The organism is Actinomadura sp. KC345 (assembly GCF_004348515.1).
Lineage (GTDB): Bacteria > Actinomycetota > Actinomycetes > Streptosporangiales > Streptosporangiaceae > Spirillospora.
The window spans coordinates 24,404-48,349 of sequence record NZ_SMKH01000006.1 but is presented as its reverse complement, the minus strand read 5'-3'; the positions used below and the strand labels follow the sequence as shown (position 1 = coordinate 48,349).

General features: G+C 68.4%; 24 protein-coding genes. 16 read left to right on the top strand and 8 right to left on the bottom strand.

The window, feature by feature from the left end; translation table 11 throughout:
• Nucleotides 1-79: 79 nt before the first annotated feature.
• The 8 genes from E1281_RS02015 (at nt 80) to E1281_RS01980 (ending at nt 7,187) form a co-directional block, all read left to right on the top strand.
• Nucleotides 80-1,159 carry a dihydrodipicolinate reductase gene (locus tag E1281_RS02015; protein WP_131875371.1) on the top strand — a complete coding sequence of 360 codons (1,080 nt, stop codon included), beginning with the start codon at nt 80-82 and terminating at the stop codon, nt 1,157-1,159.
• Nucleotides 1,156-1,635, top strand: coding sequence for a carboxymuconolactone decarboxylase family protein (locus E1281_RS02010; RefSeq protein WP_131875370.1), 480 nt, complete (start codon nt 1,156-1,158; stop codon nt 1,633-1,635). Before E1281_RS02015 ends, E1281_RS02010 begins: the two co-directional genes overlap by 4 nt.
• 260 nt (nt 1,636-1,895) lie before the next feature.
• Nucleotides 1,896-2,642 (top strand): methyltransferase domain-containing protein, encoded by a 747-nt coding sequence (locus tag E1281_RS02005; protein WP_165958754.1) that lies wholly within the window; start codon nt 1,896-1,898, stop codon nt 2,640-2,642.
• Nucleotides 2,643-3,020: 378 nt separating this feature from the next.
• A complete protein-coding gene (locus tag E1281_RS02000) occupies nt 3,021-4,721 on the top strand; it encodes a DUF262 domain-containing protein (RefSeq protein ID WP_131875368.1) in 1,701 nt (566 codons plus the stop codon).
• Nucleotides 4,722-4,775: 54 nt separating this feature from the next.
• A complete protein-coding gene (locus E1281_RS01995) occupies nt 4,776-5,525 on the top strand; it encodes a UPF0758 domain-containing protein (protein WP_243716479.1) in 750 nt (249 codons plus the stop codon).
• Between the two features lie 361 nt (nt 5,526-5,886).
• Nucleotides 5,887-6,840 (top strand): helix-turn-helix transcriptional regulator, encoded by a 954-nt coding sequence (locus tag E1281_RS42780; RefSeq protein ID WP_131875390.1) that lies wholly within the window; start codon nt 5,887-5,889, stop codon nt 6,838-6,840.
• On the top strand, nt 6,797-7,021 hold the full coding sequence (locus E1281_RS01985) for a DUF397 domain-containing protein (RefSeq protein ID WP_131875367.1): 225 nt from the start codon (nt 6,797-6,799) through the stop codon (nt 7,019-7,021). The genes E1281_RS42780 and E1281_RS01985 overlap by 44 nt, the downstream gene beginning before the upstream one ends.
• Entirely contained in the window at nt 6,984-7,187 is a 204-nt protein-coding gene (locus E1281_RS01980; protein ID WP_131875366.1) for a DUF397 domain-containing protein, read from the top strand. Before E1281_RS01985 ends, E1281_RS01980 begins: the two co-directional genes overlap by 38 nt.
• A gap of 49 nt (nt 7,188-7,236) precedes the next feature.
• On the opposite strand, the gene E1281_RS01975 is transcribed toward E1281_RS01980, so the two are convergent.
• The 6 genes from E1281_RS01975 to E1281_RS01950 form a co-directional block, all read right to left on the bottom strand.
• Nucleotides 7,237-8,382, bottom strand: coding sequence for a restriction endonuclease subunit S (locus E1281_RS01975; RefSeq protein WP_131875365.1), 1,146 nt, complete (start codon nt 8,380-8,382; stop codon nt 7,237-7,239).
• Complete coding sequence (locus tag E1281_RS01970) at nt 8,379-9,812, bottom strand: N-6 DNA methylase (RefSeq protein ID WP_207943042.1); 1,434 nt, start codon at nt 9,810-9,812, stop codon at nt 8,379-8,381. The genes E1281_RS01975 and E1281_RS01970 overlap by 4 nt, the downstream gene beginning before the upstream one ends.
• A gap of 63 nt (nt 9,813-9,875) precedes the next feature.
• Nucleotides 9,876-10,742: a nucleotidyl transferase AbiEii/AbiGii toxin family protein gene (locus E1281_RS01965; RefSeq protein WP_131875363.1), complete on the bottom strand. Its 867-nt coding sequence runs from the start codon at nt 10,740-10,742 to the stop codon at nt 9,876-9,878.
• Entirely contained in the window at nt 10,739-11,341 is a 603-nt protein-coding gene (locus E1281_RS01960; protein ID WP_131875362.1) for a hypothetical protein, read from the bottom strand. The genes E1281_RS01965 and E1281_RS01960 overlap by 4 nt, the downstream gene beginning before the upstream one ends.
• Before the next feature lie 84 nt (nt 11,342-11,425).
• Nucleotides 11,426-13,867 carry a type I restriction endonuclease subunit R gene (locus tag E1281_RS01955; protein WP_165958753.1) on the bottom strand — a complete coding sequence of 814 codons (2,442 nt, stop codon included), beginning with the start codon at nt 13,865-13,867 and terminating at the stop codon, nt 11,426-11,428.
• 206 nt (nt 13,868-14,073) lie between these two features.
• Nucleotides 14,074-15,000 (bottom strand): hypothetical protein, encoded by a 927-nt coding sequence (locus E1281_RS01950; protein WP_243716478.1) that lies wholly within the window; start codon nt 14,998-15,000, stop codon nt 14,074-14,076.
• A gap of 44 nt (nt 15,001-15,044) precedes the next feature.
• On the opposite strand from E1281_RS01950, the gene E1281_RS01945 reads away from it, so the two are divergent.
• Complete coding sequence (locus E1281_RS01945) at nt 15,045-15,881, top strand: 2,3,4,5-tetrahydropyridine-2,6-dicarboxylate N-succinyltransferase (RefSeq protein WP_131875360.1); 837 nt, start codon at nt 15,045-15,047, stop codon at nt 15,879-15,881.
• Here E1281_RS01945 and E1281_RS01940 read toward each other — a convergent pair.
• Nucleotides 15,871-16,548 (bottom strand): 4'-phosphopantetheinyl transferase superfamily protein, encoded by a 678-nt coding sequence (locus E1281_RS01940; protein WP_131875388.1) that lies wholly within the window; start codon nt 16,546-16,548, stop codon nt 15,871-15,873. The two genes, E1281_RS01945 and E1281_RS01940, sit on opposite strands and share 11 nt — an antisense overlap.
• A 30-nt stretch (nt 16,549-16,578) precedes the next feature.
• Between E1281_RS01940 and dapE the strand changes: the two genes are divergently transcribed.
• Complete coding sequence (gene dapE, locus E1281_RS01935) at nt 16,579-17,655, top strand: succinyl-diaminopimelate desuccinylase (protein ID WP_131875359.1); 1,077 nt, start codon at nt 16,579-16,581, stop codon at nt 17,653-17,655.
• The gene (locus E1281_RS01930) at nt 17,652-18,452 is read left to right on the top strand and encodes a TIGR00730 family Rossman fold protein (RefSeq protein ID WP_131875358.1); all 801 of its coding nucleotides are present in this window, start codon (nt 17,652-17,654) and stop codon (nt 18,450-18,452) included. The genes dapE and E1281_RS01930 overlap by 4 nt, the downstream gene beginning before the upstream one ends.
• On the opposite strand, the gene E1281_RS01925 is transcribed toward E1281_RS01930, so the two are convergent.
• Nucleotides 18,403-18,924, bottom strand: coding sequence for a hypothetical protein (locus E1281_RS01925; protein ID WP_131875357.1), 522 nt, complete (start codon nt 18,922-18,924; stop codon nt 18,403-18,405). The two genes, E1281_RS01930 and E1281_RS01925, sit on opposite strands and share 50 nt — an antisense overlap.
• 130 nt (nt 18,925-19,054) lie before the next feature.
• Here E1281_RS01925 and E1281_RS42455 point away from each other — a divergent pair, with 130 nt between their 5' ends.
• From E1281_RS42455 to E1281_RS01905, 5 genes are all read left to right on the top strand, one after another.
• Entirely contained in the window at nt 19,055-19,177 is a 123-nt protein-coding gene (locus E1281_RS42455; RefSeq protein WP_279433575.1) for a hypothetical protein, read from the top strand.
• The gene (kdpF, locus tag E1281_RS01920) at nt 19,174-19,263 is read left to right on the top strand and encodes a K(+)-transporting ATPase subunit F (protein WP_131875356.1); all 90 of its coding nucleotides are present in this window, start codon (nt 19,174-19,176) and stop codon (nt 19,261-19,263) included. Before E1281_RS42455 ends, kdpF begins: the two co-directional genes overlap by 4 nt.
• Entirely contained in the window at nt 19,263-20,924 is a 1,662-nt protein-coding gene (kdpA, locus tag E1281_RS01915; protein WP_131875355.1) for a potassium-transporting ATPase subunit KdpA, read from the top strand. The genes kdpF and kdpA overlap by 1 nt, the downstream gene beginning before the upstream one ends.
• Before the next feature lie 83 nt (nt 20,925-21,007).
• On the top strand, nt 21,008-23,065 hold the full coding sequence (gene kdpB / locus E1281_RS01910) for a potassium-transporting ATPase subunit KdpB (RefSeq protein ID WP_243716488.1): 2,058 nt from the start codon (nt 21,008-21,010) through the stop codon (nt 23,063-23,065).
• Nucleotides 23,065-23,934, top strand: coding sequence for a potassium-transporting ATPase subunit C (locus tag E1281_RS01905; RefSeq protein ID WP_131875353.1), 870 nt, complete (start codon nt 23,065-23,067; stop codon nt 23,932-23,934). The genes kdpB and E1281_RS01905 overlap by 1 nt, the downstream gene beginning before the upstream one ends.
• Nucleotides 23,935-23,946 lie beyond the last annotated feature (12 nt).

The window sequence follows — 23,946 nt, the reverse complement described above, 5'->3', positions numbered from 1 at the left end:
CGTGAAAGTAACTCATGTCCACATCCGGCTACCAAGCACTTGCTTGGCTTCGCGTGGGTTCTCCTGTTACATTCCGCGCATGATCTCCGCGATCGTCTGGGGTACGGGCAACGTCGGCCGGCTGTCGATCCGCGCCGTCGAGGCGCATCCGGCGCTAGAACTCGCGGGCGTGATCGTCCACGATCCCGCCAAGGCCGGAAGGGACGCGGGCGACCTCGCCGGGCTCGGCCGCGACCTCGGCGTCACCGCGACCACCGACATCGGCGCCGTCCTCGCCACGGGCCCCCAGGCCGTCGTGTACGCGGCGTCCGGCGACATCCGCCCCGACGAGGCCCTCGCCGACATCGTCCGCGCGATCCGCGCGGGCGCCGTCGTCGTCACGCCCGCCCTGTACGCGCTCTACGACCAGAGCAACGCCCCGCCCGAGATGCGGGAGGCGGTCCTGGACGCCGTCGCCGAGGGCGGCGGCTCCCTGTTCGTCTCCGGCGTCGACCCCGGCTGGGGCAACGACGTCCTGCCGCTGCTGATCAGCGGGGTCGGCGGCACCATCGACGTGATCCGCTGCCAGGAGATCTTCGACTACACCACCTACGACCAGCCCGACTCCGTCCGGTACCTCGTCGGCATGGGGCAGCCGATGGACTACGAGCCGCCCATGCTCGCCGCGACCGTCCCGACCATGGTGTGGGGCGGGCAGATCCGCCTGATGGCTCGCGCCCTAGGCGTCGACCTGGACGAGATCCGCGAGACCGTGGACCGCCTCCCCCTGGACGACACCGTGACCACGCAGTCCATGGGCGACTTCGAGAAGGGCACCCAGGGCGCGGTCCGGTTCGAGGTGCAGGGCATCGTCGAAGGCGAGCCGCGCATCGTCATCGAGCACGTGACCCGCATCCACCCGTCGTGCGCCCCCGACTGGCCGAAGCCGCGGGACGGCGACGGCGCGCACCGCGTCGTCATCGAGGGCGACCCGCGCATCGGGGTCACGGTCGAGGCCACCGATCAGGAGGGCAACCGCGCCGCGGGCGGCAACGCCACGGCGGTCGGCCGCCTGGTCGGCGCCATCGACTGGCTCGTGGACGCGGCCCCCGGCCTCTACGATGCGCTCGACGTCCCCCTGCGCCCCGCAGTCGGCAAGCTCGGAGGCACCCGCCCATGAACCTCGACATCCCCGACGGCAAGGACCCGATCCAGTACGCGTGGGGCGAGATGGTCCCCGGCATCGGCCCCGCCGCCGCGAACCTCTCCCTGGCGGTCTACGAGCACACCACCCTGGGCCTCCGCGAGTTCGAGGCCGCCCGGCTCCGCATAGCGCAGATCAACGGATGCCTGTTCTGCCTCGACTGGCGCACCGAACGCGACGGCGAGAAGGTCGAGGACGGCTTCGCCGACGCGGTCACCGATTGGCGCACCACCGACGCCTTCGACACCCGCACCCGCCTGGCCGCCGAATACGCCGACCGCTACGCCGTCGACCACCACAACCTGGACGACGAGTTCTGGGAGCGCATGACCGCGCACTACACCCAGCGCGAGATCGTCGAACTCAGCATGTGCATCGGCTCCTGGCTCGCCTTCGGCCGCCTCAACCACGTCCTGGGCCTCGACGCCATGTGCGTCCTCCCCAAGCCCTGACCCGCCCGTCCTTCCCGGTGCCGGGCGGCGAACCTCCCAGGAGCACCGCCCGGTTGGATCGCGGCCGCCGCCTTCGCCCGGTCGGCGTCCGGTCCAGGCCCGGTCACCCGCTTGCGGCGGGTGACCGGGCCTGGACTGTCAAGGGCATCGAGCGGTCGGCCGGCATGAACGCCGGTCATCGCGATCAAACAAAACCTGAAAGGACAAACAAGACAATGACGAATAAATCGGCGTGGCGCGGCATCCGAGAGTCTCTCGCGATGCACTGCCAGAGCCGGGAGGCCGTCTGGCCCACCAGCGGCGACTGCGACGGTGAACCCGAGCGGATCCTGGGCTGGAAGTCCACCGGTGACGCTCGGCGTTACCGCGGGTACCAGGTCGCGCGGCTCGCCCGCTACGTGAAGGGGTCCGTTCTGGACGTCGGCGCGAAGACGGGAGAGCTGAGCCGCCTGCTTCTCGCGTCCCGGCGCGCGAAGATCGACGAGCTGGTCCTGAGCGACCGGAGCACGGACTGGCTGCTCCATCTGGAACGAGCGTTTCCGGACGAGAAGCTCATCTACCTGAACCTTCCCGCGAAGGTGCGAGCCGAGGTCGACACGGTGCTCGCCGTCAACGTCCTCGGGTTCATCGAGGACGAGGAGGGCGCACTCCGCTCGCTCGTCGAGGCCATCCGCCCCGGTGGACGCCTCGTCATCTGGGAGGCCGGGTGCCCGGCGCTCTACAGCGGGTTCGACCGGGAGAAGGCCGGGCGGCTGCGCCGCTACACGCGCAAGGATCTGACCGGGAAGCTCGAGGCCGCCGGCCTGGAGACCGAGGTCTGCCGCCCGATCAACGCGCTGGGCGCGATCTTCAACTGGTTCGTGGTCCGCCGGATGAGCGACGTCGGCGACCCTCGGGCCGTCCGCATCTACGACCGGACGGTGGTGCCGGTGAGCCGGCTCCTCGACCACCTGCGCCTGCCCTTCGGGCAGAACATCATCGCCGTGGCGAAGATGCCGGAAGCCTGAACCACCGGGCCTTTCCACGGGCCCGGTGAAGCACCGCGGGCGGGTCTCCGCGACCCGCCCGCGTCTCCCTTCTCCGAGCCGCGACTCCCTCGTCCTCGGCGGCGAGGACGGCGTCCTGCATATCTGGGCCCGGTCAGCGCCGGTGCCGTGGCCACCCACCAGTTCGGGGACATGATCCACAGTCTGGCCCTCGACCATGGCAAGACTCTTTCGTCGCGGCCTCCAACGGCCCTTCCGCCCTTGAACCCGGGACGGCTGGAGGTCGCGGTGGCTCACGCCCGCTGTCCTTCATCGGCCGCGTTCGGAAAGGCCGCAAAGCCGACAGCGGAGCGTGTCAGGATGAGGTAAAGAGCAGATGTTGACCGATGTGGGAGCCAAGTGCCGAAGAACTCCCAGGAACGAGAGCACAGGCCGCTGCCGGAGCAGATCACTGGACTGGCGACGCGCGTCCTCGAGGGGCGGATACTGCTGCCCAAGTTCCAGCGTGAGTTCGTCTGGTCGCGGACGCAGGTCCTTGACCTGCTGGACTCGATAGCGCGGAACTACCCGATCGGAAGCCTCCTGCTGTGGCGAAGCCGGCTCGACCTAGCCAGCGAGCGCAGCATCGCCGATCTCGAGATCAGCGCAACCGAGCCGAGCGATGGCAGGACCTATCTCCTCGACGGTTGTCAACGGCTGTCGACGATCTGCGGCGCGCTGCACTGGGAACCGGAACCGGACGGTGACCCTCGCAGCTTCTGGAACCTCGTCTACGATCTGCGGGACGAGCGGTTCCTGCACCGTGAGGATCTCGATGACCCACCGGCCCACCAGGTGCCTCTGCGCTTTCTGAGCGAGCCTTCGGACTTCTTCCCGCGGGTCATGGACCTGCCCATGGAACAACGAGAGCGAGCGAAGGTCCTGTTCACCCGGTTCACCAAGTACGAGGTCGCGGTGGTGACCCTCGAAGCGACCGAATTCACCGAGGTGGGCCGCATCTTCGAGCGGGTGAACACGCGGGCCACTCCGCTCACCACCGTGGAGTTCGTCCGGGCGGCCACCTGGACGAGCGACTTCGACCTGCTGGACGCGATCGATCGGGTTCGCGAGGTCCTCGCGGACAAGCACTACGGCCAGATCGACCGGAGGCTGCTGCTCCGGTCCATCGCCGCGGCCGCCGGTCTCGGCTTCGCCACCAAGGACATCGAACGACTCCCCACCATCCCGCCGGCTTCCCTGCCCACGGCCATCTCCGAGACCGAGGAGGCCGCCCGGCGGGCCGTCGACTTCCTGACGACGGAGATCGGGACCCCCACCGCCGAGGCACTGCCCTACCCGAACCAGCTCGCGGTGGTGATCGAGATCTTCCGGCGGCTTCCGAAGCCGGACGCGCACCAGTTCGCCGCGATCCGCGGCTGGTTCTGGAAAACCGCGCTCAGCGGGTACTACGAAGGCTGGAACGCCCGGAAGATGGCGGACGACCTCGCCGCCGTCACCCGTTTCGCCCAGCGCGAGACCAGGGTCATCGATGTCGAGACCGCGCCGCTGGGCGTCAAACGATGGTGGGGACACCAGTACCGGCGCGATAGCGGCAGGACGAAGGCGTACGCATTGATGCTGGCCGCGGCCGATCCGCGAGACCTGCGCACGGGACAGCGCATCGACGTCGGGCGTGCGCTCGCCATGTCCAACGAGATGCAGTACCACCACTTTTTCCCCAAGGCGTGGCTCATGCGTGAGGGGCTCTCCTACGAGGAGGCCAACACGCTGGTCAACATCGTCATGCTGACGGCGATCAGCAACCAGTTCGTGGCCGACCAGGCGCCCGCCGCCTACCTCCAGGCCGAGATCGACTTCAGCGGCGATAACGAGATACGTGACAGGCTCGACAGCCTTCTCGTCTCGCCCCGAGCCTTCGAGGCCGCGATGAACGGCGACTACCGAAGCTTTTTGGCGGCTCGCGGGGAAACGCTCCTCGGCTGGGGCCTTGAACTCGTGAGCGGCGCCCCGGTCGTCAACTCGCGCGCCAGGGAGTCCGATCCCGAGGTGGTCAGGCACGCGGAGAAGGTCGAGGTCCTGGACACCGATACCGACGACTGAGACCGCTGCGTTCTGTCGGTGCCGCCTGCTCTCCTGGGCGCGGAGGTATCGGGGATGCGGGTCACGGACTTGCCCGAGTCGGACAGACCCCGCGAGCGGCTGCTGAGGCAGGGGCCGCGGGCGCTGTCCGACCGTGAACTGCTCGCGCTCGTCCTGGGCGCGGGACTGCCAGGATGCGACGCGATCGAACTCGCGGCCCGCCTGATCGATGAACGAGGTGGACTGGCCGCCCTGGCCCTGGCCGACTCGCACGCGCTGAAGCGGTTGCCCGGTGTCGGCCCGGCCAGGGCGGCGAGGATCGCGGCGGCGTTCGAGTTGGCGCGCCGCGCGACCGGGGCACCGGACCCGCGCAGAATCCGTGGTTCCGCTGACCTGGCCGCCGTGGCGGCGCCGTTCCTACGCGGACTGCGGTTCGAACGCGTCGTCGTGGTCGTATGCGGGGGCAACAGAGGCGTGATCCGCGTCGTCCCGTTGACGGAGGGTGCCGCCGACCGCAGCCTGATCCCGGTAAGGGACGTGCTGAGCGCTGTGCTCGCTGCCGGCGGCACCGCGTTCGGTGTCGCGCACAACCACCCCAGCGGATGCCTGGAGCCGAGCACCCCCGACGTCCGGCGACGGAGACTCTGCGCGATGCCGCCGAGACGGTCGGCCTGCGCTTCCTCGATCACGTCATCGTCACCGAAACCGCCTGGGCCCGCGTGCCGTGACCCGGCCGGCATACGGGGTGAGCTTCCGCACGAGCACCTCGGGAGACGGCGCCTCGAACAGAAGGTCAGGGCGGCCCGGCACGAACGCCCACTATGACTTCGTGTAGATCCCGTACCAGACCTGTAGGCCGGGAATCCAGCACCTCAGCCCCGCGGTGGGATTCACTGGGACAGGTCCCCGCCGCATGGCTGGACGGCGAGCGCCGCCCGCAATTCGTCCTCGGAGTCAGCGATGACCGTGGGGGAAGGCCGGGCTTCGGTTCCCGCCGGACCGCGCCCCAGTACACGCCCCGCTGTGACAGCCACACCATCCACGCCGGGAAGTCCTGTTCGATCGCTGCCGTTCTCGTGTTCTTCATCGGCTTCCTGTCCCTGCCGTGGCCGATCTGATCGGCCCTCTTCGATTCGCGGGACAGACTGCTTTCTCTCGATTACTCTCGGCTACGAATCTGGATTAACTGCACGTCCACCGTCGCCACCCCCGGTTCACCGAGTGCAGGAGGCCCCCCGACAGGGCCAGCGATCAGCAAGACCCTGACGCCCTGCGCGTCCACTTCGGCCTGGAACTACGCCGCACGCGCGCACGCGCGAAGCTGTCTCAGAACGAACTGGCCAAGGCGCTCGGCTGCACCCCTCAGTGGATATGCCAGCTCGAGAAGGCCGACAAGACGGTCTCCGAGCAGACGGCCCTCGACCTGGACACCTACTTCAAGACGGAGGGCTGGGACCAGGACGACGGCCACTTCCACCGCATCCACCAGGCCATCCGCCGCGCCGGCCGCAGCCGCGTCCTGCGGCCGGGCTTCAAGACCTATCTGGAGCAAGAAACCAGAGCCATAGGCGTTCGCTGCTTCGCTGCCCAGATCGTGCCGGGCCTGCTTCAGATCGAGGACTACGCGCGGGGCATCATGGACCGCAGCGAACCTGAGGAGACCCTGGACGCGCGAGTTGCCAGCCGTATGGAACGACAAGCGATCTTCTCCCGTGACAAGCCCGTCATGATGACGTGCGTCTTGGACGAGTCCACGCTCCGGCGGCCGGTTGGGGGCCCTCAGACCATGGCGAGGCAGATCGATCACCTCATCAATGCGGCGAGGTCGCCCTTCGTTCAAGTCTTGATCATGCCGTTCGAGCGGATCACCACAGAAGCGCTGGCTGGGGACATGATCCTGCTCAGCTTCGAGAAGGAGCCAGACCTTGTGTACATCGAGTCAGGGAACATCGGCTATGTGATCGACAACAGGGACGATGTGTTCATGACAAGGGACGATGTGTTCATGACAGAGGTATATTTCAACAGGACGATGGGCGAGGTCCTGAGTCAGACCGAATCGAACGAGTTTATGCGCCGAATCCAGGAGACGTATCATGACCCCTCCGATCACAGCGGTTACCCGGTGGCGCAAGAGTAGCTACAGCAACGGCTTGGGTGGTGAGTGCGTTGAGGTCGCGGTCATTCCCGGTTGCGTACTTGTTCGCGACTCGAAGGACCCGAATGGCCCTACCATTGGCCTGACCCCGGCGGCGGCCCGTGCTCTGATCAGCCGAGCATTAGATGAAGCAACCCGGGAAGACAACGCGGCTGTGGCATAAGAGCAGCTACAGTGGCGGTACGGGCGGCGAGTGCGTAGAGATTGCGGCCGTCCCAGAGGGGCTCCTGATCCGGGACTCCAAAGACCCAGACGGCCCAACTCTCGAGCTACCTTCTGTGGCGGCACACCACCTGCTTGACCACCTACAAGCTGCCGCACCGCAGTAAAGCGGTCGACAGTGGCAGCCTTGGCCTGGCCTGGGCTGCCACTCCGGCCTTAAAGTTGGCCACTGAACGCCTTGTTTAGCAATGACGGCTTGAAAGCGGCAACTATTTCAGCACTGTCGTTAGCGCTGATGCCCTTTGAGATTGCGTCGAGAATGCGGCCGACTTTGTGCTGCTCGCTCAGTGATGGCAGTGGGATGGGTTGCGCCTCGAAGTTCTTGATGCCGAGTGTTTTGTTACGTCCGGCGGACCCAGGGGAAGTGCGGCGGATGGTTTCAAGCCCGGGTTTGCAGGTAAAATAATGGCGCAGATAAGAAGAGTCCGCGCGGTTCTCGTTGACCTGATAGGTCATGAACCGGTGGCTACCGATAAAACCGGCTTCGGTCTCGCTGGCCAAGGCAACCGCTCCCTCCCATGCGAAGACGTTGCTGAAGAGCAGGTCGCCCGGCCTGATGGCGAATACTCTCTTGTTTCCAAGATCTTCGCTTGTGACGGGCTCTTTATGGAAGACGCCTCTGCCGAAGGAGCGTATGCCAATTTCCCGGTAAGTCTTGCCGGGCTCCGGTGCGACAGGACGCCGGGTGAGGGTCATGATATCGCCGATCAGCCCGACGGATTGCGGTGACTCGATGGCGCTGCCTATCATGGACTCGGCTAGAGCAGCGCACAGTCGGGCGCGATGTTCTCTAAGCCCTTTCACGTGCGCGAGTTTCGCTAGCGCGGCGTCCAGACGGGCGGCGATGCGGCGCTGCTCCTTCACGTCTGGCAGCGGTACTACTAGATTCTCAAAGTCCTTGATGGACAGTGTCTGGTTCCGAAGAACCGTCCCAGTGGATGTGCCTCGAATTGCCCTCATGCCAGGGGCGCTCTGGAAGTAGTAGTTTAGGTATCGTACGTCTACGTTGGTTGACGGCGCGTAGCTGAGGAATCGATTTGATGCGATGCAGTCACGATCCCGATCAGTTGACACAGCAATTGCGCCCTCCCAGGCCATGATGTTGCTCACGATCAGGCGCTCAGGAGTGACTTCGAAGTAGCGCAGTTTGCTTAGTTCGTTGCCGGGCATCTTGTCGCGGTGAAATATCCCTCTACCGAACGAGCGGATGCCGATCTGGGTGTACTCGGTGTCAGTTGAAACCGCGACAGGGAATCGCTCAAGCTGTAGTTCGTCGCCAAGGCGAACGGGCTGAGCCGTCATCCGTGGGCCTCCAGGTCATCTTTAAGCTCCCTGAGGATAGAGAGGATCTCGTTCTCGGTTGCGATGAGGTCTGCTAGCAATTCGGCAGGCGGGTGGTGGGCTAGGTCGTCCTCGTCGGCAGGGTTGGTGAGGTTGAGGTTGTAGTCGTTGGCGATGATGTCTGCGATGGGGACGCACCAGGCGCGCTGGGTCTTCTCGCGGTTCGCTCGCTCCTTGCCGCCCCACCATTCGGCACATTCGGCGAATTCCTCGTAGCGCATGGGCCTGGTTTTGGCGTAGCCCTTGCGGCCTTCGGGTGGGTCGATCTGGTAGAACCAGGTCTCCTTCGTGGTTCCGGTCTTGTCGAAGAAGAGCAGGTTCGCGGGGATCTGGGTGTAGGGCGCGAAGACGCCTTGGGGGAGTCGGACGATGGTGTGCAGGTTGCACTCGTCCATCAGCTTCTTCTTGATCTTTGCGCCGATGCCCTCGCCGAAGAGTGCCCCATTCGGGAGGACGATCGCGCATCGGCCGTCCGGCTTGAGTTTCTTGATGACCTCGTGAAGGAACAGCCAGGCTGTCTCACGGGTCTGGTAGCCCTTCGGGAAAGCCTTGGCGATCGAGTCCTCTTCTTCCCCGCCGAAGGGCGGGTTGGTGAGGATCACGTCCACGCGGTCACTCGGCCCGGACTCGTTCAGCATGTGCCTCAGCGCGTTGGTGTGCAGGATCTTGGGTTCGGTGATGCCATGCAGGATCAGGTTCATCATGCATAGCAGGTACGGGAGCGGCTTCTTTTCGATGCCGCGCAGATCGCGCCAAAGCTTCTCCTGCTGGAGAATTCCAAGTTTCCGGCCGTTGGTCAGCTCCGTGTATGCCTCAACCAGGAAGCCTCCGGTCCCGCAGGCAGGGTCGAGAATCTTTTCGTCGAGTTCCAGGAACGTCTGCTCGACCATGAAGCGGATGACGGCGCGCGGGGTGTAGAATTCGCCGGAGTCGCCGGCTGCGTCCCGGACCTCTTTCAGCAGCGACTCGTACAGGTACGCCATTGTATGAATGTCGTCGCTGGACGTGAAGTCGATCTTCTTGATCTGGTTGAGGAGGTCGCGGAGCAGGTAGCCGGAGGCGATACGATTCTGGACACCCTGGAATACCTGGCCGAGGACGTTGCGCGGGTCGCCCGGGTCGCTACTCTTGAGGTCGCTCAGGTAAGGGAGCAACTCGCCATTGACGAACTCGAGTAGTTCATCTCCGGTGATGTTCTCGTCATTGGCCCAGGTGCTCCACTGAAACTCGGGGTCAATGGCAGGCCGGAAATCGTCCTCATATGCCTCGCGTTGCTTCTCCAAAGCGTCGAAGGCGCGGAGGAACAACAGCCAGGACAGCAGGGGGAGCCGATCTAGGTCGCCGTTCAGGCCGGCGTCCTTGCGCATGATGTCGCGGGCCGACTTGATCACTGAACCGAGCCTTGCGCGGGAACTGGTGTCCTCGGTCTTCTTCTTGGCTGGAGCCATGACGGGTCAGACTTCCGTTTCCGTGGTGAGGGCTTGCGCCCAGAACTTGCGGACCAGATCGAGCGCTACGGCGAGGTCCGGCTCAGTGAGCGTCCGGTCCTCGGCGAGCTTCGGATACTCCTTCGCCCAGACGGGCGGCGGGTCGGGAAGGGCCTGCGGAACCGGCTGGGCCTCGCGGGCGGCGAACACGTGGCTCACCACGTCCAGCAGAGACCTCTCCGAGGGGAGACCGTCCTCGATGAGCAGGACCATGTCCACGAGGTCCTTCACCCGCGTGTTCGGGCGGGTGCCGTAGTCACGTGTGAAGGCGTGGAGCTTCTCCGCGAAGTGCTGGCGGCGGTCCACCGACTCGATCGTGCGCGGTGGCACGTCCGCGAAGGCCAGGACGCCCGGCAGAGCGATACGTTCCGTCGCCGCGAGTTCCTCGCCGCGCAGGACGACGTCCAACCTGATGGAGGCGAACGACTTTCCTGCGAGCATGGCGTCAATGGAGAAGCGCCAGCCGGGGCGTCCCGCCGCATCGGGTTCCAGTCCCACGGGAGGCTTGACGGTGAACACGAAGCGGTCGCCGTCGACGTCCACCGAAAGTGCTTCGATGAGTTCCTCGCGTAGAGACTCGCCATCGCACGGCCCGTCCGGCAGCGCCAGGTCGATGTCCTTCGTCGCGCGGGCGCGGACACCCAGGCGGAACTCAAGGGACGCGCCTCCCTTGAGCACCCATCCCCGTTCGGCGGCGGACAGCCGGGCGCCGATCCGGTCGAACACCGCGACGCGGCGCAGGCGGCTGAGGTCCGTGCCGGTCTCGTCCGCACGCTGCTTGAGCCGGGCCTCAAGCGCGCGTCGAAGATCGACCGCGTTCGCGTAGCGGCTCATGCGCGTTCCGCTCCGAAGGCCCGCTCGACGGCGAGTTCCGCGCGTGCGCCCAGGTGCTGCGCGGCCCGGAGGATCTGCCCCTTGGTGGCGGCTCCGCGGGCGAGCAGCTCGGCAACGGCGGAGTCGATCGCGTCCTGGTCGAGCCGGTCGGCGGCTGACTCTGCGATGGCGCGTACGGGTGTGGTCACCCGGAACCCTTCATGCTCTTCGATCTCCTCCGGGGACAATTCGGCGCGGTGGACGACGACCGCCGCGTCCCGCTGCCGGAAACCCGGGGGGACCGTCAGGTGGATCTCGGCGGGGTTCGCGATGCCCAGGTCGTGAACGCCGAGAGCGGTGCTGTGCGACACCACCGCCAGGTCCCGGCTCCAGAGCGTCCAGCGGACGAGATGATCGTTCTCGCCGGTCGGCAGGTCGGCGAACTCGCGGAAGCGGTAGACCCCGCGATCGACGCGCGTCCAGTTGCCGCGCTGCGCATGGAAGTACTGCGACTGGTAGGAGTAGCCGTCCTCAAGGGCCTGGGCTGCGGTGAAGTAGCCGCGCTGACGTGCCGCCCGGCGCCACAGCCGGGCGCGAGGCTCGTCGTCTCGCTGCCGCATCCGGCGACTCTATCGCGAATACACCTTCAAGTCACTTTTAGTTTGGTGCAGGATGTCCACTTGCAACTAAAAGAGACTTGAAGGTCAGGATGCGGTGTAGACCAGGCTGTTCAACTCGTCGAGCGCCTCGCGCAACCGGTCGCCGCCGCCGAAGCGTTCACCGATCTCCAGGACGTTGCCGAAGTCCGAGCTGTAGGCGTCCGAACGCAGCGCCCGGATCTCCAACTCCTCGGACCCCCGTGCGGCGTACTGGTCCAGAACCCTATCGAGCACCTCGCGGGCCTGGGGAGCGAACGAGTCGAGGAACTCCCGGTGCCGGACAGCCACCCGGCGCGCCCGCTCCGACCGGGACAGGAGCGGAATCTCCCACGCCAGGTAGAGCAACAGGTCGATCGTGTCCGCGTCCGGGCGTCCCGCCCATTCGGCGAGATCCTCCGGGACGATATGGCTCTCGTCCAGCAGCTTGCGCAGTTCCTGCCTGCTCTTCGCATGCGCCCACTGCCCAAGGAGTTGGTGCGGTTCCAGGTTGAGCCTGATGACCTGTCCCCGGACGAACTGCTCGTACTCGATCAGCCGCAGCCCTCCCGCGGCATCGGTGTCCGACACGTAGAACGCGCTGCCCCATTGCGTTACCTGGACGCCGTCGACGTAGAACCTGTTCGGGCTGGCGAGGATCTCCTCCACCTCGTCCGGGTCGGTGACGAACGGGGGCAGGGTGCCGCCGTCCTGCTCCTCGTACTCGGCTCCGGGCTCTGCGACCATCTCCTCATCGCCGGGGACGTCCTCGTTGACGGAGTCGGTGATGTTGCCGTCGGCGTCGGTCTCGTCCCGCACCACGCGCATCGGCGGGCCGTCGAAGTCGGGGTCGTTGAACAGGCGTGTCGCGTCGACGAAATCGATGATGTCGAAGGAGAACTTGCCGGCCTCCGGGAACAAGCGGGTGCCGCGCCCGATGATCTGCTTGAACTCCGGCATCGACCTGATCACGCGGAAGAGCACGATGTTGCGCAGCGTCGGGATGTCCACGCCGGTCGACAGCAGCCGGGACGTGACCGCGATCACCGGGACGTCGGTGGCCTCCTCGCGGAACTCGTCCAGCAATTCCCGGCCGGGATCGCCGTCCGCCGCGGTGATACGGCACGCGTACTTGCCGTCGTACCGGCGCGCCAGGTCGGCGTTGGCGTTGTTCAGGGCTTTCATCATCCGGAAGGCGTGCTCGGTGCTGGCGCAGAACACGATCGTCTTCCCCATCCGGTCGGTGCGGTGCAGGAAGTCGGTCAGATAGCGGGCGGCCTCCTCGGTCCGCTCGATGATGGCGAGAACACGCTCGTACTCTCTCGGACCGTAGAGTTTGTCCGGAATCTCCCGGCCGAGAAGGTCCTTCTGCCCGGGATCGGGACGCCAGCCCGTCATGTCGACGTTCAGCCGCACCTTCCGGACCCGGTAGGGGGCCAGAAACCCGTCCTCGATGCCCTGCGCGAGCGTGTACTCGTACAGCGGCTCCCCGAAGTAGCCGTAGGTGTCGGTGTCCTTCCCGAGGACCGGGGTCGCGGTCAGGCCGATCTGCACGGCGGGAGAGTAGTACTCCAGGATCGCCCGCCATCTCGAGTTCTCAGCCGCGCTGCCCCGGTGGCATTCGTCGACGATGATGAGATCGAAGTGGTCCGCGGGGAACTGCTTGTACAGACTCTCCTCATCGCCGCTGCTGTCCAGTGACTGGTAGAGCGCCAGATAGATGTTCCTGCCCGTCTTGGCGTCACCGCCGCCGAGTTTGTGCACCGCTTCGCCGAACATCGGCACGAAGTAGTCGTCCTTGGGCTGGTCGATCAGGATGCTGCGGTCGGCCAGGTAGAGGACGCGGGGCCTGCGGCCGCCCGGCCAATTCGCGTTCCACAACTTGGCGACGATCTGTGAGGCGACGAGAGTCTTTCCCGTGCCGGTGGCCAGGACGAGCAGCATCCGCGACCTGCCGGAAGCGATGGCCTGGACCGTCCGATTGATCGCTATGCGCTGGTAGTACCGCGGTTCCTTCGGTGTGCCGTCCCAGTTGCGGAGCGTCGAATTGAGCGGCGCCGAGGCCAGCCCTGCCTGATGGTCGTCGGTGAGTTCTCGTTCCCGCCGGAACCGGGACCACAGCTCCTGGGGGGAGGGGAACTCCTGAATCTCCGCCAGGCGGCCGGTCCGGGCGTCGTATTCCAGGATGCGGTGCCCGTTCGTCGTGTAGGCGAAGGGAACGTCCAGCAGGCGGGCGTACCGCTTGACCTGCTCGTAACCGTCCTCCGGGTCTCGGCGGGTGCGCTTGGCCTCGATGACGGCGATGGGCAACCCGTCGGAGTACGACAGCACATAGTCGGCCTTCAGCGGCCTTTCCTGCAGATGGCGGCGGGCGGTCGCGCGGATGCGGCCGAGGTTGATCGGGTACTGGGCACGGATCTGGTCTTCCCGCCAACCGGCACCCTCCAGGGCGGGAAGGACGAAGCGGCGGCAGGTCTCGTCCTCAAGGGGGTCCTGGAATCTGGACGTCACGTCCTTATTTCTACTCGACGCCTCCGACACGAACCGGGCACTCGCACCCTCTCATGGGGCCGAGTCCGGCCGCCGTTCTTTCGCCACCTGGGAGAAGTCGCCGCGGACGGCGTCACGGACGGCTGGTTGGCCACCACCCATCCCGACGTGACGCCCTGGCATTTCAAGGGCGTCCTGCCCGTCTGAATCCCGCCGGGCGGTGGCGGTCACTTGATGATGACGGTGTCCTTGGGGGCGTCGGGGTCGGTGGTCCAGCCGTCGTGGCCGGCTTCGGACTGCCAGTGCTTGCCGGCGTAGCGGACCTCGGTGAGGCCGTAGACCTGGGCGTGCGCCATCGCCCAGGCGGCGACGGCCCAGCCTTCGCGGGTGCTGGCCGCCTTCACCGAGTTCCAGGAGTCCGGGCGGGACGGGGCACCGGCCGTGAGGGGGCCGGGGCCGCCCACCTGGAGCCTGCTGCCGAACGCGCGGCGCATCTCCCGGAGCGCCTCCGGGCGGCGCGAGCCGGTCTGCTCGTCGGGCGGGTACCAGCAGCGCGCCGTGCCGGGCTCGCGGCCGGTGAACGCCGCCGCGAGCAGCGTGCCCTCGTCCTCGTGCTGGGCGTAGGCCTCGCCGTCGGCGCTCTTCTGCACCTCCTGCGCCGCGATGTGCAGGTCGTGGTCGACGTAACCCTGCACCTGGACGAGCGCGTCGAAGAACTTGCTGGTGGAGATGACCGGGTCGCGGAGCTTGTCCGGGGTGCCCCATCCCTGGGACGGGCGCTGCTGGAACATGCCGACCGAGTCGCGGTCGCCGCCCTCCAGGTTGCGGATGTGCGACTCCTGGATGGCGGTCGCGTAGGCGATCACCACGGCGCGCTCGGGCAGCCGCTTGCGGAACGCGACGGCGGCGATCGTGGCCGCGTTGGCGGCCTGCTCCAGGTCGAGCGGCATCTTGCCCGCGCTCGCCGTCACCTCGCATCCGGAACCGTGCAGGTAGGGGCGGGCCCCCTGGAACAGCGCGTACCCGCCGACGGCCAGCAGCACGATGATGACCGACAGGCCCGCTGCCCAGCCCAGGCCGCCGCGACGGCGGCGCCCACCGCCGCCGTCCTCGGGCTCCTTCTCGGAGCGCGCCTTCTTCGCCCAAACTGCCACGCGAAGAAGGTACCGGGAGATGGCCACCAGTAAGCTCAGGAGGCATGACCGAAACGTTCACCAGCCCGATCACCAGCGGCATCGACGAGTTGTGGGAGCGGCGCGCCGACCTCGGCCCGGACGACGCCGACGCGAAGGCCGCCATCGTGGCCGCCGTCGACCAGATCGACGCCGGCGAGGCCCGCGTCGCCCGCATCGACCCCGCGTCCGGCGAGGTGGTCGTCGACGAGCGGGCCAAGCGGGCGATCCTGCTGAGCTTCAAGGTCCTCGGCATGGTGCGCTCCCAGGTCGGCGACTTCCGGTACCACGACCGCATCCCGCTGAAGAGCCGCCTGGACGGCGTTCGCGTCGTCCCGGGCGCGATCGCCCGCTGGGGCTCCTACCTGGCGCCCGGCGTGGTGCTGATGCCGTCGTTCACCAACATCGGCGCCTACGTCGACTCCGGCACGATGGTCGACACGTGGGCGACCGTGGGCTCGTGCGCCCAGGTCGGCAAGAACGTCCACCTGTCCGGCGGCGTCGGCATCGGCGGCGTCCTGGAGCCGCCGAACGCCAAGCCGGTGGTCATCGAGGACGAGGCGATGATCGGCAGCCGCTCGATGATCGTCGAGGGGGCGCGGGTCGGCAGGGGCGCGGTCGTCGGGTCCGGGACGAACCTGTCGGCGTCCATGCCGGTCATCGACGTGGAGACGGGCGAGGAGATCAGCCGCGGCCGCATCCCGGACTGGTGCGTCGCCGTCGGCGGCACCCGCTACAAGGAGTTCAAGGGCGGGACGTTCGGGCTCCCGGCGGTGCTCATCCTGAAGCGCCTCGAAGAGGGCCGGCGGCACGACAAGGCGTCCCTGAACGACATCCTCCGCGACCACGGCATCAACACGTGACCTCTGTGATCTTGAGGGGGCGCCCCGTCAGGACGGCCGCCGCGGCGGCGTAGCCGGAGCCCGGGGTGAGGTCGGCCAGGCGGACGGGGGAGACCGCCGCCTCGCCGTCCCACGCCAGGACCTCGGCGGGCTCGTCGGGGCCGGACACGCGGATGGCCGTCATGGGGGCGGCCAGTCCGTGGCCCGTCGCCTTGAGCAGGGCCTCCTTGCGGCTCCAGTAGCGATGGAAGCCGCGTTTCCGGTCGGCCATGGCCGCGAGGGTCGCGCGCTCGGGGGCGGTGAGGACCATCTCGGCGAGGCGGTCGATGTCGCGGTCGCTCTCCCGCTCCACGTCCACGCCGACCTCGGCGCCCTCGGCGAGGACGAGGACGACGCGGTCGCCGGAATGGGAGAGCGAGAAGTCGACCCCGGCGCCCGGGAGGCGGGGCTTGCCGTGGGTGCCGCCGCAGTGGGGGCAGTCGGTGGTGAACCGGATGGCTCCCGGGTCCAGGCCCGTGACCTCGGCGAGGGCCGTCCGCGCGAGGAACCGGCCGGTGACGAAACGGGCCTTGTCCTCCGCGCGGAGGAACCGTTCGTAGCGGTCGCGTTCCCCGTCGTCCAGGAGGGCGCGCATCCCGGGTTCGTCGGCGGGGGCCGCCCAGTGAACGGCGCACTCAAGCACAGGCATCTCCACGACCGCGATGATAGGACTTGGACCATGGGGCTGGATCTCTTGTCGGACGTCGCCGACCTGACGGCGGCGATCGTCGACGTCGAATCGGTCAGCGGCGCGGAAGGGCCGCTGGCCGACGCGGTCGAGGAGGCGCTGCGGGCGCTCCCGCATCTGGCCGTGGAACGCGTCGGCAACAACGTGGTCGCCCGGACCGATCTCGGACGCGCCGAACGCGTCGTCCTGGCCGGGCATCTCGACACCGTCCCGCTGAACGGCAACCTCCCGTCCCGCGTGGAGGGCGACCGCCTCTACGGCTGCGGGACGACGGACATGAAGAGCGGCGTCGCGGTCGCGCTCCGCCTCGCCGCGACCGTCACCGAGCCGACGCGCGACATCACCTGGGTCTTCTACGACTGCGAGGAGGTCGAGGCGGAGCGCAACGGGCTGCGGCGGCTGGCGGCGACCGGCCCCGAGCTGCTCGCCGGCGACTTCGCGGTGCTGCTGGAGCCGACCGGCGGCCTGATCGAGGGCGGCTGCCAGGGCACGATGCGCGCCGAGGTCGCGGCGGCGGGGGAGCGGGCGCACAGCGCGCGGGCGTGGATGGGCTCCAACGCGATCCACACCGCCGGGCGGATCCTGGACGTCCTGCGCGCCTACGAGCCGGCCCGCCCGGTCGTGGACGGCCTGGAGTACCACGAGGGCCTGAACGCCGTGTTCATCAGCGGAGGCGTCGCGGGCAACGTCATCCCCGACGCGTGCGTCGTCACGGTGAACTACCGGTTCGCGCCCGACAAGTCGCCCGCCGACGCCGAGACGTACCTTCGGGAAACCTTCCGTGAGTTCGCGGTGACGATCACCGACAGTGCGCCGGGCGCGCGTCCCGGGCTGACGCATCCGGCCGCCGCCGCGTTCGTCGCGTCCAGCGGCGCCGGTGTCCGCGCCAAACTCGGCTGGACGGACGTGGCCCGCTTCTCCGAACTCGGCGTGCCGGCCGTCAACTACGGCCCCGGCGAACCCACCCTCGCCCACACCAAGGACGAATTCGTCGAGGTTCACCTGATAGCGGCGTGCGAACAACGTATGCGCACGTGGTTGGAGGGGCCTACTACCGTGGCCCCATGACTTTGAATCCGCACTCCCCCTCGCGACGGCAGGGGCCCGCGATGCTGCGGGGGAAGGCCGTTCCGAAGACCACGACCGACCAGCGGCTCCTGGAGAGCCGCGGCCCGGTCGACTGGGTGCACGCCGACCCGTGGCGGGTCCTGCGGATCCAGGCGGAGTTCGTCGAGGGGTTCGGCCTGCTGGCGGAGCTGCCGAAGGCGGTCAGCGTGTTCGGCAGCGCCCGCACCAAGCCGGACACCGGCGAGTACAAGCTCGGCGTGCAGATCGGCGCCCTGCTGAAGGACGCCGGCTACGCCGTGATCACCGGCGGCGGCCCGGGGATCATGGAGGCGGCCAACAAGGGCTGCGACGAGAACGGCGGCCTTTCGGTCGGCCTCGGGATCGAGCTGCCGTTCGAGCAGGGGATGAACGACCACGTCGACATCGGGCTGGAGTTCCGCTACTTCTTCGTCCGCAAGACGATGTTCGTCAAGTACTCGCAGGCGTTCGTGGTGCTGCCCGGCGGTTTCGGGACGCTGGACGAGCTGTTCGAGGCGATCACCCTCGTCCAGACCAGGAAGATCACCCGCTTCCCGATCGTGCTCGTCGGCACCGAGTTCTGGGGCGGGCTGATCGAGTGGATCCGCTCGACCATGCTGCCGTCCGGCAAGATCTCCCCCCACGACCTCGACCTGATCCACCTCACCGACGACCCGGACGAGGCCGTCCGCATCATCGTCGAGGGCCACACCCGCGCCGAACAGGAGATCATCGAGGCCCGCGCCCAGGCCGAAGCGGAGGAAGCCGCCTCCGAGTGACCCGTCCCCCGGAGCCCGCGGGCTCCGGGGCCAGGCGGCCTCCGACCACGACGCCGTACAGGACGTGGTCGAGGGCGACCGCGGCGCGCCATTGGAAGCCGTGCTCGTGCACGTGCCGGACGCCCAGCATCGGGGCGATGCCGGCTTCGAAGCCGAGCCAGATCGCCAGGCCGTAGAGCGGGCCGCTGAGGGTGCTGCCGCGGATTCCGCGCGGCAGCAGCCCGTACGCCACGCCGCCCGCCGCACCGTACGTCCAGTGGAACAGCTCGGTGAGGGCCTCCTGGTGCCTGGGGGGCAGCTTCCCGAGGAACGGCAGGTGTTCCTTCACGAACGCCTCGGGCGGGGTCTCCTCGTGCGGTCCGACGGCGGCGGTCACGGTCCGGACCCCGGTCATCGCCATGGCGGCCACGAGCCCGCGCGCCCCGGCCCGGACGACCGTGCCCGCGTTCCTCGCCGGCATGTCCGACCCCATGGCCACCTCCTGGGGGACCGCCTGCCCTCTGGGCCGGGAAACATGCGCCGAGCCGGAACGCGTCGGCGTCCCGCCGGGGGCGTAGAAAACGCGTGAAGAACGCGGGCAGGCGCGTAGGGAACGCGTCAAGATGCGCCATAAGCGCCTGAACTGGGTGTTTTCTTCGGGCATGGCAGATTTGATGCTTCTCGCGCTGACGCTCGCGGTCTTCGCGGTGCTCGGCCTCGTGGTCAAGGGGGCGGGGCGGCTGTGAGTCCCGAGAACGCGGTCGGGCTCGTGCTCGCCGCCGGGCTGATCGTCTTCCTCGTGGTGGCGCTTCTCCTCCCGGAGAGGTTCTGATGGGGACGACGGCGGCCGGGATCCTGTTCATCGGATCGCTGATCCTCGCCCTCGCCGTCGTGCACGTGCCGCTGGGCGACCACATGTACCGGATCTTCACCACCCGGAGGCACGGGAAGGCAGAGCGGGCGGTCTACAAGATCGTCGGAGTCGACGCGGACGCCGAGCAGAAGTGGAGCGTCTACGCCAGGAGCGTGCTCGCCTTCTCGCTCGTGTCCGTCCTGGCCCTCTACGGGCTCCAGCGGCTCCAGAGCCACCTCATGCTCAGCCTGGGGTTCGACGGCGTCCAGCCCGACATCGCGTGGAACACCGCGATCAGCTTCGTCACCAACACCAACTGGCAGGCCTACTCCGGTGAGAGCACCATGGGGCACCTGGTGCAGATGGCCGGGCTGGCGGTGCAGAACTTCGTGTCGGCCGCCGTCGGCATCGCCGTCGCGATGGCGTTCGTCCGCGGCCTCGCCCGGCGGAGGACCGGTGAACTCGGCAACTTCTGGGTGGACCTCACCCGGGCCGTGCTGCGCCTGCTGCTCCCGATCGCGGCGGTCGCCGCCGTCGTGCTGGTCGCGGGCGGAGCGATCCAGAACCTCGCCGACCCGCACACCGTCTCCACGCTGACCGGCGGGCAGCAGACGATCATCGGGGGGCCGGTCGCGTCCCAGGAGGCCATCAAGGAACTCGGCACCAACGGCGGCGGGTTCTACAACGCCAACTCGGCGCATCCGTTCGAGAACCCGACGAGCTGGACGAACTGGATCGAGATCTTCCTGATCCTGCTGATCCCGTTCGCGCTGCCGCGGACGTTCGGCCGGATGGTCGGCGACCGGCGGCAGGGCCTCGCGATCCTCGCGACGATGGCCACGTTCGCGATCCTGAGCGTCGTCGCGGTGAACGCGGCGCAGCTCACCTATCCGGGGACGGTCCCCGGATCGGTGGGCGCCTCCGCCGAGGGCACCGAGACGCGGTTCGGCATATCCAACTCCGCGACGTTCGCCGCGTCGACGACGCTGACCTCGACCGGGGCCGTCGACTCGTTCCACGACTCCTACACCAGCGTGGGCGGCGCGGTTCTCCTGCTCAACATGATGGTCGGGGAGGTCGCGCCCGGCGGCGTCGGGTCGGGGCTGTACGGGATGCTGGTCCTGGCGATCATCACGGTGTTCGCGGCCGGGCTGATGGTCGGCCGCACGCCCGAGTACCTCGGCAAGCGGATCGGCGCCCGCGAGATCAAGCTCGCCTCGCTGTACTTCCTGGTCACCCCGATGATCGTCCTGGTGGGAACCGGGATCGCGATGGCGTTCGAGACGCCGCGCGAGAGCATGCTGAACTCCGGGCCGCACGGCCTGTCCGAGGTGCTCTACGCGTTCACCTCGGCGGCGAACAACAACGGCTCGGCGTTCGCGGGCCTGTCCGCCGGGACCCCGTTCTACGACGTCGCGCTCGGCCTGGCCATGGCCTTCGGGCGTTTCCTGCCGATGGTGCTGGTCCTGGCGCTGGCCGGGTCGCTGGCCCGGCAGACGCCCGTCCCGGCGTCGGCGGGCACGCTGCCGACCCACCGCCCGCAGTTCGCCGGCATGGTCGCCGGCGTCACCCTCGTCCTCGTCGCGCTGACGTTCCTCCCCGCGCTGGCCCTCGGGCCGCTCGCAGAAGGGATCCACTGATGTCCGTCCAGACCCAGGAGCCCCCGGCCACGACCGGGGAGCAGGCCCCGGACCGGGTCGGCGGCGGCCTGCTGGACGCGGGCATGCTGCTGCGCTCGCTGCCCATCGCGCTGCGCAAGCTGGACCCCCGGGTCATGTGGCGCAACCCGGTGATGCTGGTCGTCGAGATCGGCGCGGTGTGGACGAGCGTCCTCGCCGTCCTGGACCTCACGGCGTTCTCCGTGCTGATCGCGGTCTGGCTGTGGCTCACCGTGGTCTTCGCCAACCTCTCCGAGGCCGTCGCCGAGGGACGGGGCAAGGCGCAGGCCGCCACCCTCCGCCGGACCCGGAAGGAGACGACGGCGCGCCGGCTGACCGGCCGCGGTCCCGGCGTGCCCGGACGGGAGGAGGCCGTGGCGGCGGCCGAGCTGCGGCGGGGCGACATCGTGGTGGTCGGGGCCGGGCAGGTCATCCCGGGCGACGGAGACGTCATCGAGGGCATCGCCAGCGTCGACGAGTCCGCGATCACCGGCGAGTCGGCGCCGGTGATCCGCGAGTCCGGCGGCGACCGCAGCGCCGTGACCGGCGGGACGCGGGTCCTGTCGGACCGGATCGTCGTGCGGATCACGCAGCGGCCCGGCGAGTCGTTCGTCGACCGGATGATCGCGCTGGTGGAGGGCTCGTCCCGGCAGAAGACCCCGAACGAGATCGCGCTGAACATCCTGCTGGCCGCGCTGACGATCATCTTCCTGGTCGCGATCGCGAGCATGCAGCCGCTGGCGGTCTACTCCATGGCCAACGACCCCGGTGTCTCGGGCGGCGACGTCCTCGACGCCGACGGGGTCACCGGGATCGTCCTGGTCTCGCTGGTGGTGTGCCTGATCCCGACGACGATCGGGGCGCTGCTGTCCGCCATCGGCATCGCGGGCATGGACCGGCTCGTCCAGCGCAACGTGCTGGCCATGTCGGGACGCGCCGTCGAGGCCGCCGGGGACGTCGGCACCCTGCTCTTGGACAAGACCGGCACGATCACGCTCGGCGACCGGCAGGCGTCGGAGTTCGTCCCGGTCGGCGGCACGGCCACCGGGGAGCTGGCGGACGCCGCGCAGCTCTCCTCCCTGGCCGACGAGACGCCCGAGGGACGCTCGATCGTGGTCCACGCCAATCGGGCGCACGGGCTGTGTGAACGGCACACCGGGGAACTGGCGCACGCCGAATGGGTCCCGTTCACGGCGCAGAGCAGGATGTCCGGCGTCGACGTGGCCGGCCGCCGGCTCCGCAAGGGCGCCGCCGGTGCCGTCACCGCGTGGGTGCGCGAGCAGGGCGGCACGGTGCCGCCGGAACTCGCCGGCGTCGTCGACGGGGTCTCCGCGTCCGGCGGCACCCCGCTGGTCGTCGCCGAGGCGCACGACGGCCGGGCGCGTGTGCTCGGCGCCGTCCATCTGAAGGACGTGGTCAAGCCGGGCATGCGCGAGCGGTTCGACCGGATGCGCGCCATGGGCATCAGAACGATCATGGTGACCGGCGACAACCGGCTGACCGCGAAGGCCATCGCGGACGAGGCCGGGGTGGACGACTTCATCGCCGAGGCGACGCCCGAGGACAAGCTGGCCTTCATCAAGGCCGAGCAGGAGGGCGGCCGGCTCGTCGCGATGACCGGGGACGGCACCAACGACGCGCCCGCCCTCGCGCAGGCCGATGTCGGCGTCGCCATGAACACCGGCACGTCCGCCGCCAAGGAGGCGGGCAACATGGTCGACCTCGACTCCGATCCGACCAAGCTCATCCAGATCGTCGAGATCGGCAAGCAGCTGCTCATCACCCGGGGCGCGCTGACGACCTTCTCGATCGCCAACGACATCGCCAAGTACTTCGCCATCATCCCGGCGCTGTTCGTGGCGCTGTTCCCGGGCCTGGACGCGCTCAACGTGATGCGGCTGGCCAGTCCCCAGTCGGCGATCCTGTCGGCCGTCGTGTTCAACGCGCTGGTCATCGTCGCGCTGATCCCGCTCGCGCTGCGCGGCGTCCGCTACCGGCCGGGTCCGGCGTCCCGGCTGCTGAACCGCAACCTGCTGGTCTACGGGCTCGGCGGCGTCGTCGCGCCGTTCGCCGGAATCAAGATCATCGACCTTCTCATCCAGTTCGTCCCGGGAATCGCCTGATGAACATGCTTCCTTCCGTCATTCGCCGGCACCTCGCGGCGCTGCGCGCGGTGCTCGTGTTCACCGCCGTCCTCGGCGTCGCCTACCCGCTGGCCGTCACGGGCGTCGCCCAGTTGCCCGGCTTGAAGGACCGCGCCGCCGGGTCGTACGTCAGCGCCGACGGCGAGCGGGTCGGCAGCGCGCTGATCGGCCAGTCGTTCACCGGCGCGGACGGCAAGCCGCTCAAGCAGTACTTCCAGAGCCGGCCCTCGGCGGCGGGGGACGGCTACGACCCGACCGCCACGTCCGCGAGCAACCTCGGCCCCGAGGACGTCGTCGACACCGGCGACCGGGAGAGCCTGCTCACCACGGTCTGCGCGACCAGCAAGGCCGTCGGGGAGCTGGAAGGCGTGGACGGTTCCCGCCCGTACTGCACCGAGGGCGGGGTCGGCGCGGTCCTGTCCGTCCTCGGGCCCCGGGACGCCTCCGGCGCCGTCACCCGCCCGACCAGGGTGATCAGCGTCAACGAGCCGTGCCCGGCCGTGCCGTTCCGCACCGGGTACCGGGGCGTCGAGGTGGAGTGCGCCGGCGGCCAGGACCCGCGGGCCGGGCGGATCGTGCCGATCCGGGGGGAGGCCCCCGGGAAGCCCGCCGTCCCCGCCGACGCGGTCACGTCGAGCGGTTCCGGCCTCGACCCGCACATCTCCACCGCCTACGCCGACCTCCAGGCCGGGCGGATCGCGGAGGTGCGCGGAATCCCGGCCGGAACCGTGCGGAAGCTGATCGACGGCGAGACCACGGGCCGGGCACTCGGCTTCATGGGCGAGCCCGCGGTGAACGTGCTCAAGCTGAACATCGCCCTGGACAAGGCCGCCCCCTACCGGGGCTGAGATGATGGGCGC

Excerpts from the sequence above, each read along its gene's own strand:
- E1281_RS02005 (WP_165958754.1), top strand. The coding sequence starts at position 1,896 with ATGCACTGCCAGAGCCGGGAGGCCGTCTGGCCCACCAGCGGCGACTGC.
- E1281_RS01930 (WP_131875358.1), top strand. The coding sequence starts at position 17,652 with ATGACTTTGAATCCGCACTCCCCCTCGCGACGGCAGGGGCCCGCGATG.
- E1281_RS01965 (WP_131875363.1), bottom strand. The coding sequence starts at position 10,742 with ATGAGCCGCTACGCGAACGCGGTCGATCTTCGACGCGCGCTTGAGGCC.
- E1281_RS01980 (WP_131875366.1), top strand. The coding sequence starts at position 6,984 with ATGAAGCAACCCGGGAAGACAACGCGGCTGTGGCATAAGAGCAGCTAC.
- E1281_RS02015 (WP_131875371.1), top strand. The coding sequence starts at position 80 with ATGATCTCCGCGATCGTCTGGGGTACGGGCAACGTCGGCCGGCTGTCG.
- E1281_RS42455 (WP_279433575.1), top strand. The coding sequence starts at position 19,055 with ATGCGCCATAAGCGCCTGAACTGGGTGTTTTCTTCGGGCATGGCAGAT.
- E1281_RS01960 (WP_131875362.1), bottom strand. The coding sequence starts at position 11,341 with ATGCGGCAGCGAGACGACGAGCCTCGCGCCCGGCTGTGGCGCCGGGCG.
- E1281_RS01905 (WP_131875353.1), top strand. The coding sequence starts at position 23,065 with ATGAACATGCTTCCTTCCGTCATTCGCCGGCACCTCGCGGCGCTGCGC.
- E1281_RS02010 (WP_131875370.1), top strand. The coding sequence starts at position 1,156 with ATGAACCTCGACATCCCCGACGGCAAGGACCCGATCCAGTACGCGTGG.
- E1281_RS01945 (WP_131875360.1), top strand. The coding sequence starts at position 15,045 with ATGACCGAAACGTTCACCAGCCCGATCACCAGCGGCATCGACGAGTTG.
- kdpA (WP_131875355.1), top strand. The coding sequence starts at position 19,263 with ATGGGGACGACGGCGGCCGGGATCCTGTTCATCGGATCGCTGATCCTC.
- E1281_RS01985 (WP_131875367.1), top strand. The coding sequence starts at position 6,797 with ATGACCCCTCCGATCACAGCGGTTACCCGGTGGCGCAAGAGTAGCTAC.
- E1281_RS01995 (WP_243716479.1), top strand. The coding sequence starts at position 4,776 with ATGCGGGTCACGGACTTGCCCGAGTCGGACAGACCCCGCGAGCGGCTG.
- E1281_RS01940 (WP_131875388.1), bottom strand. The coding sequence starts at position 16,548 with ATGCCTGTGCTTGAGTGCGCCGTTCACTGGGCGGCCCCCGCCGACGAA.
- E1281_RS01925 (WP_131875357.1), bottom strand. The coding sequence starts at position 18,924 with ATGGGGTCGGACATGCCGGCGAGGAACGCGGGCACGGTCGTCCGGGCC.
- E1281_RS01975 (WP_131875365.1), bottom strand. The coding sequence starts at position 8,382 with ATGACGGCTCAGCCCGTTCGCCTTGGCGACGAACTACAGCTTGAGCGA.
- kdpB (WP_243716488.1), top strand. The coding sequence starts at position 21,008 with ATGCTGCTGCGCTCGCTGCCCATCGCGCTGCGCAAGCTGGACCCCCGG.
- dapE (WP_131875359.1), top strand. The coding sequence starts at position 16,579 with ATGGGGCTGGATCTCTTGTCGGACGTCGCCGACCTGACGGCGGCGATC.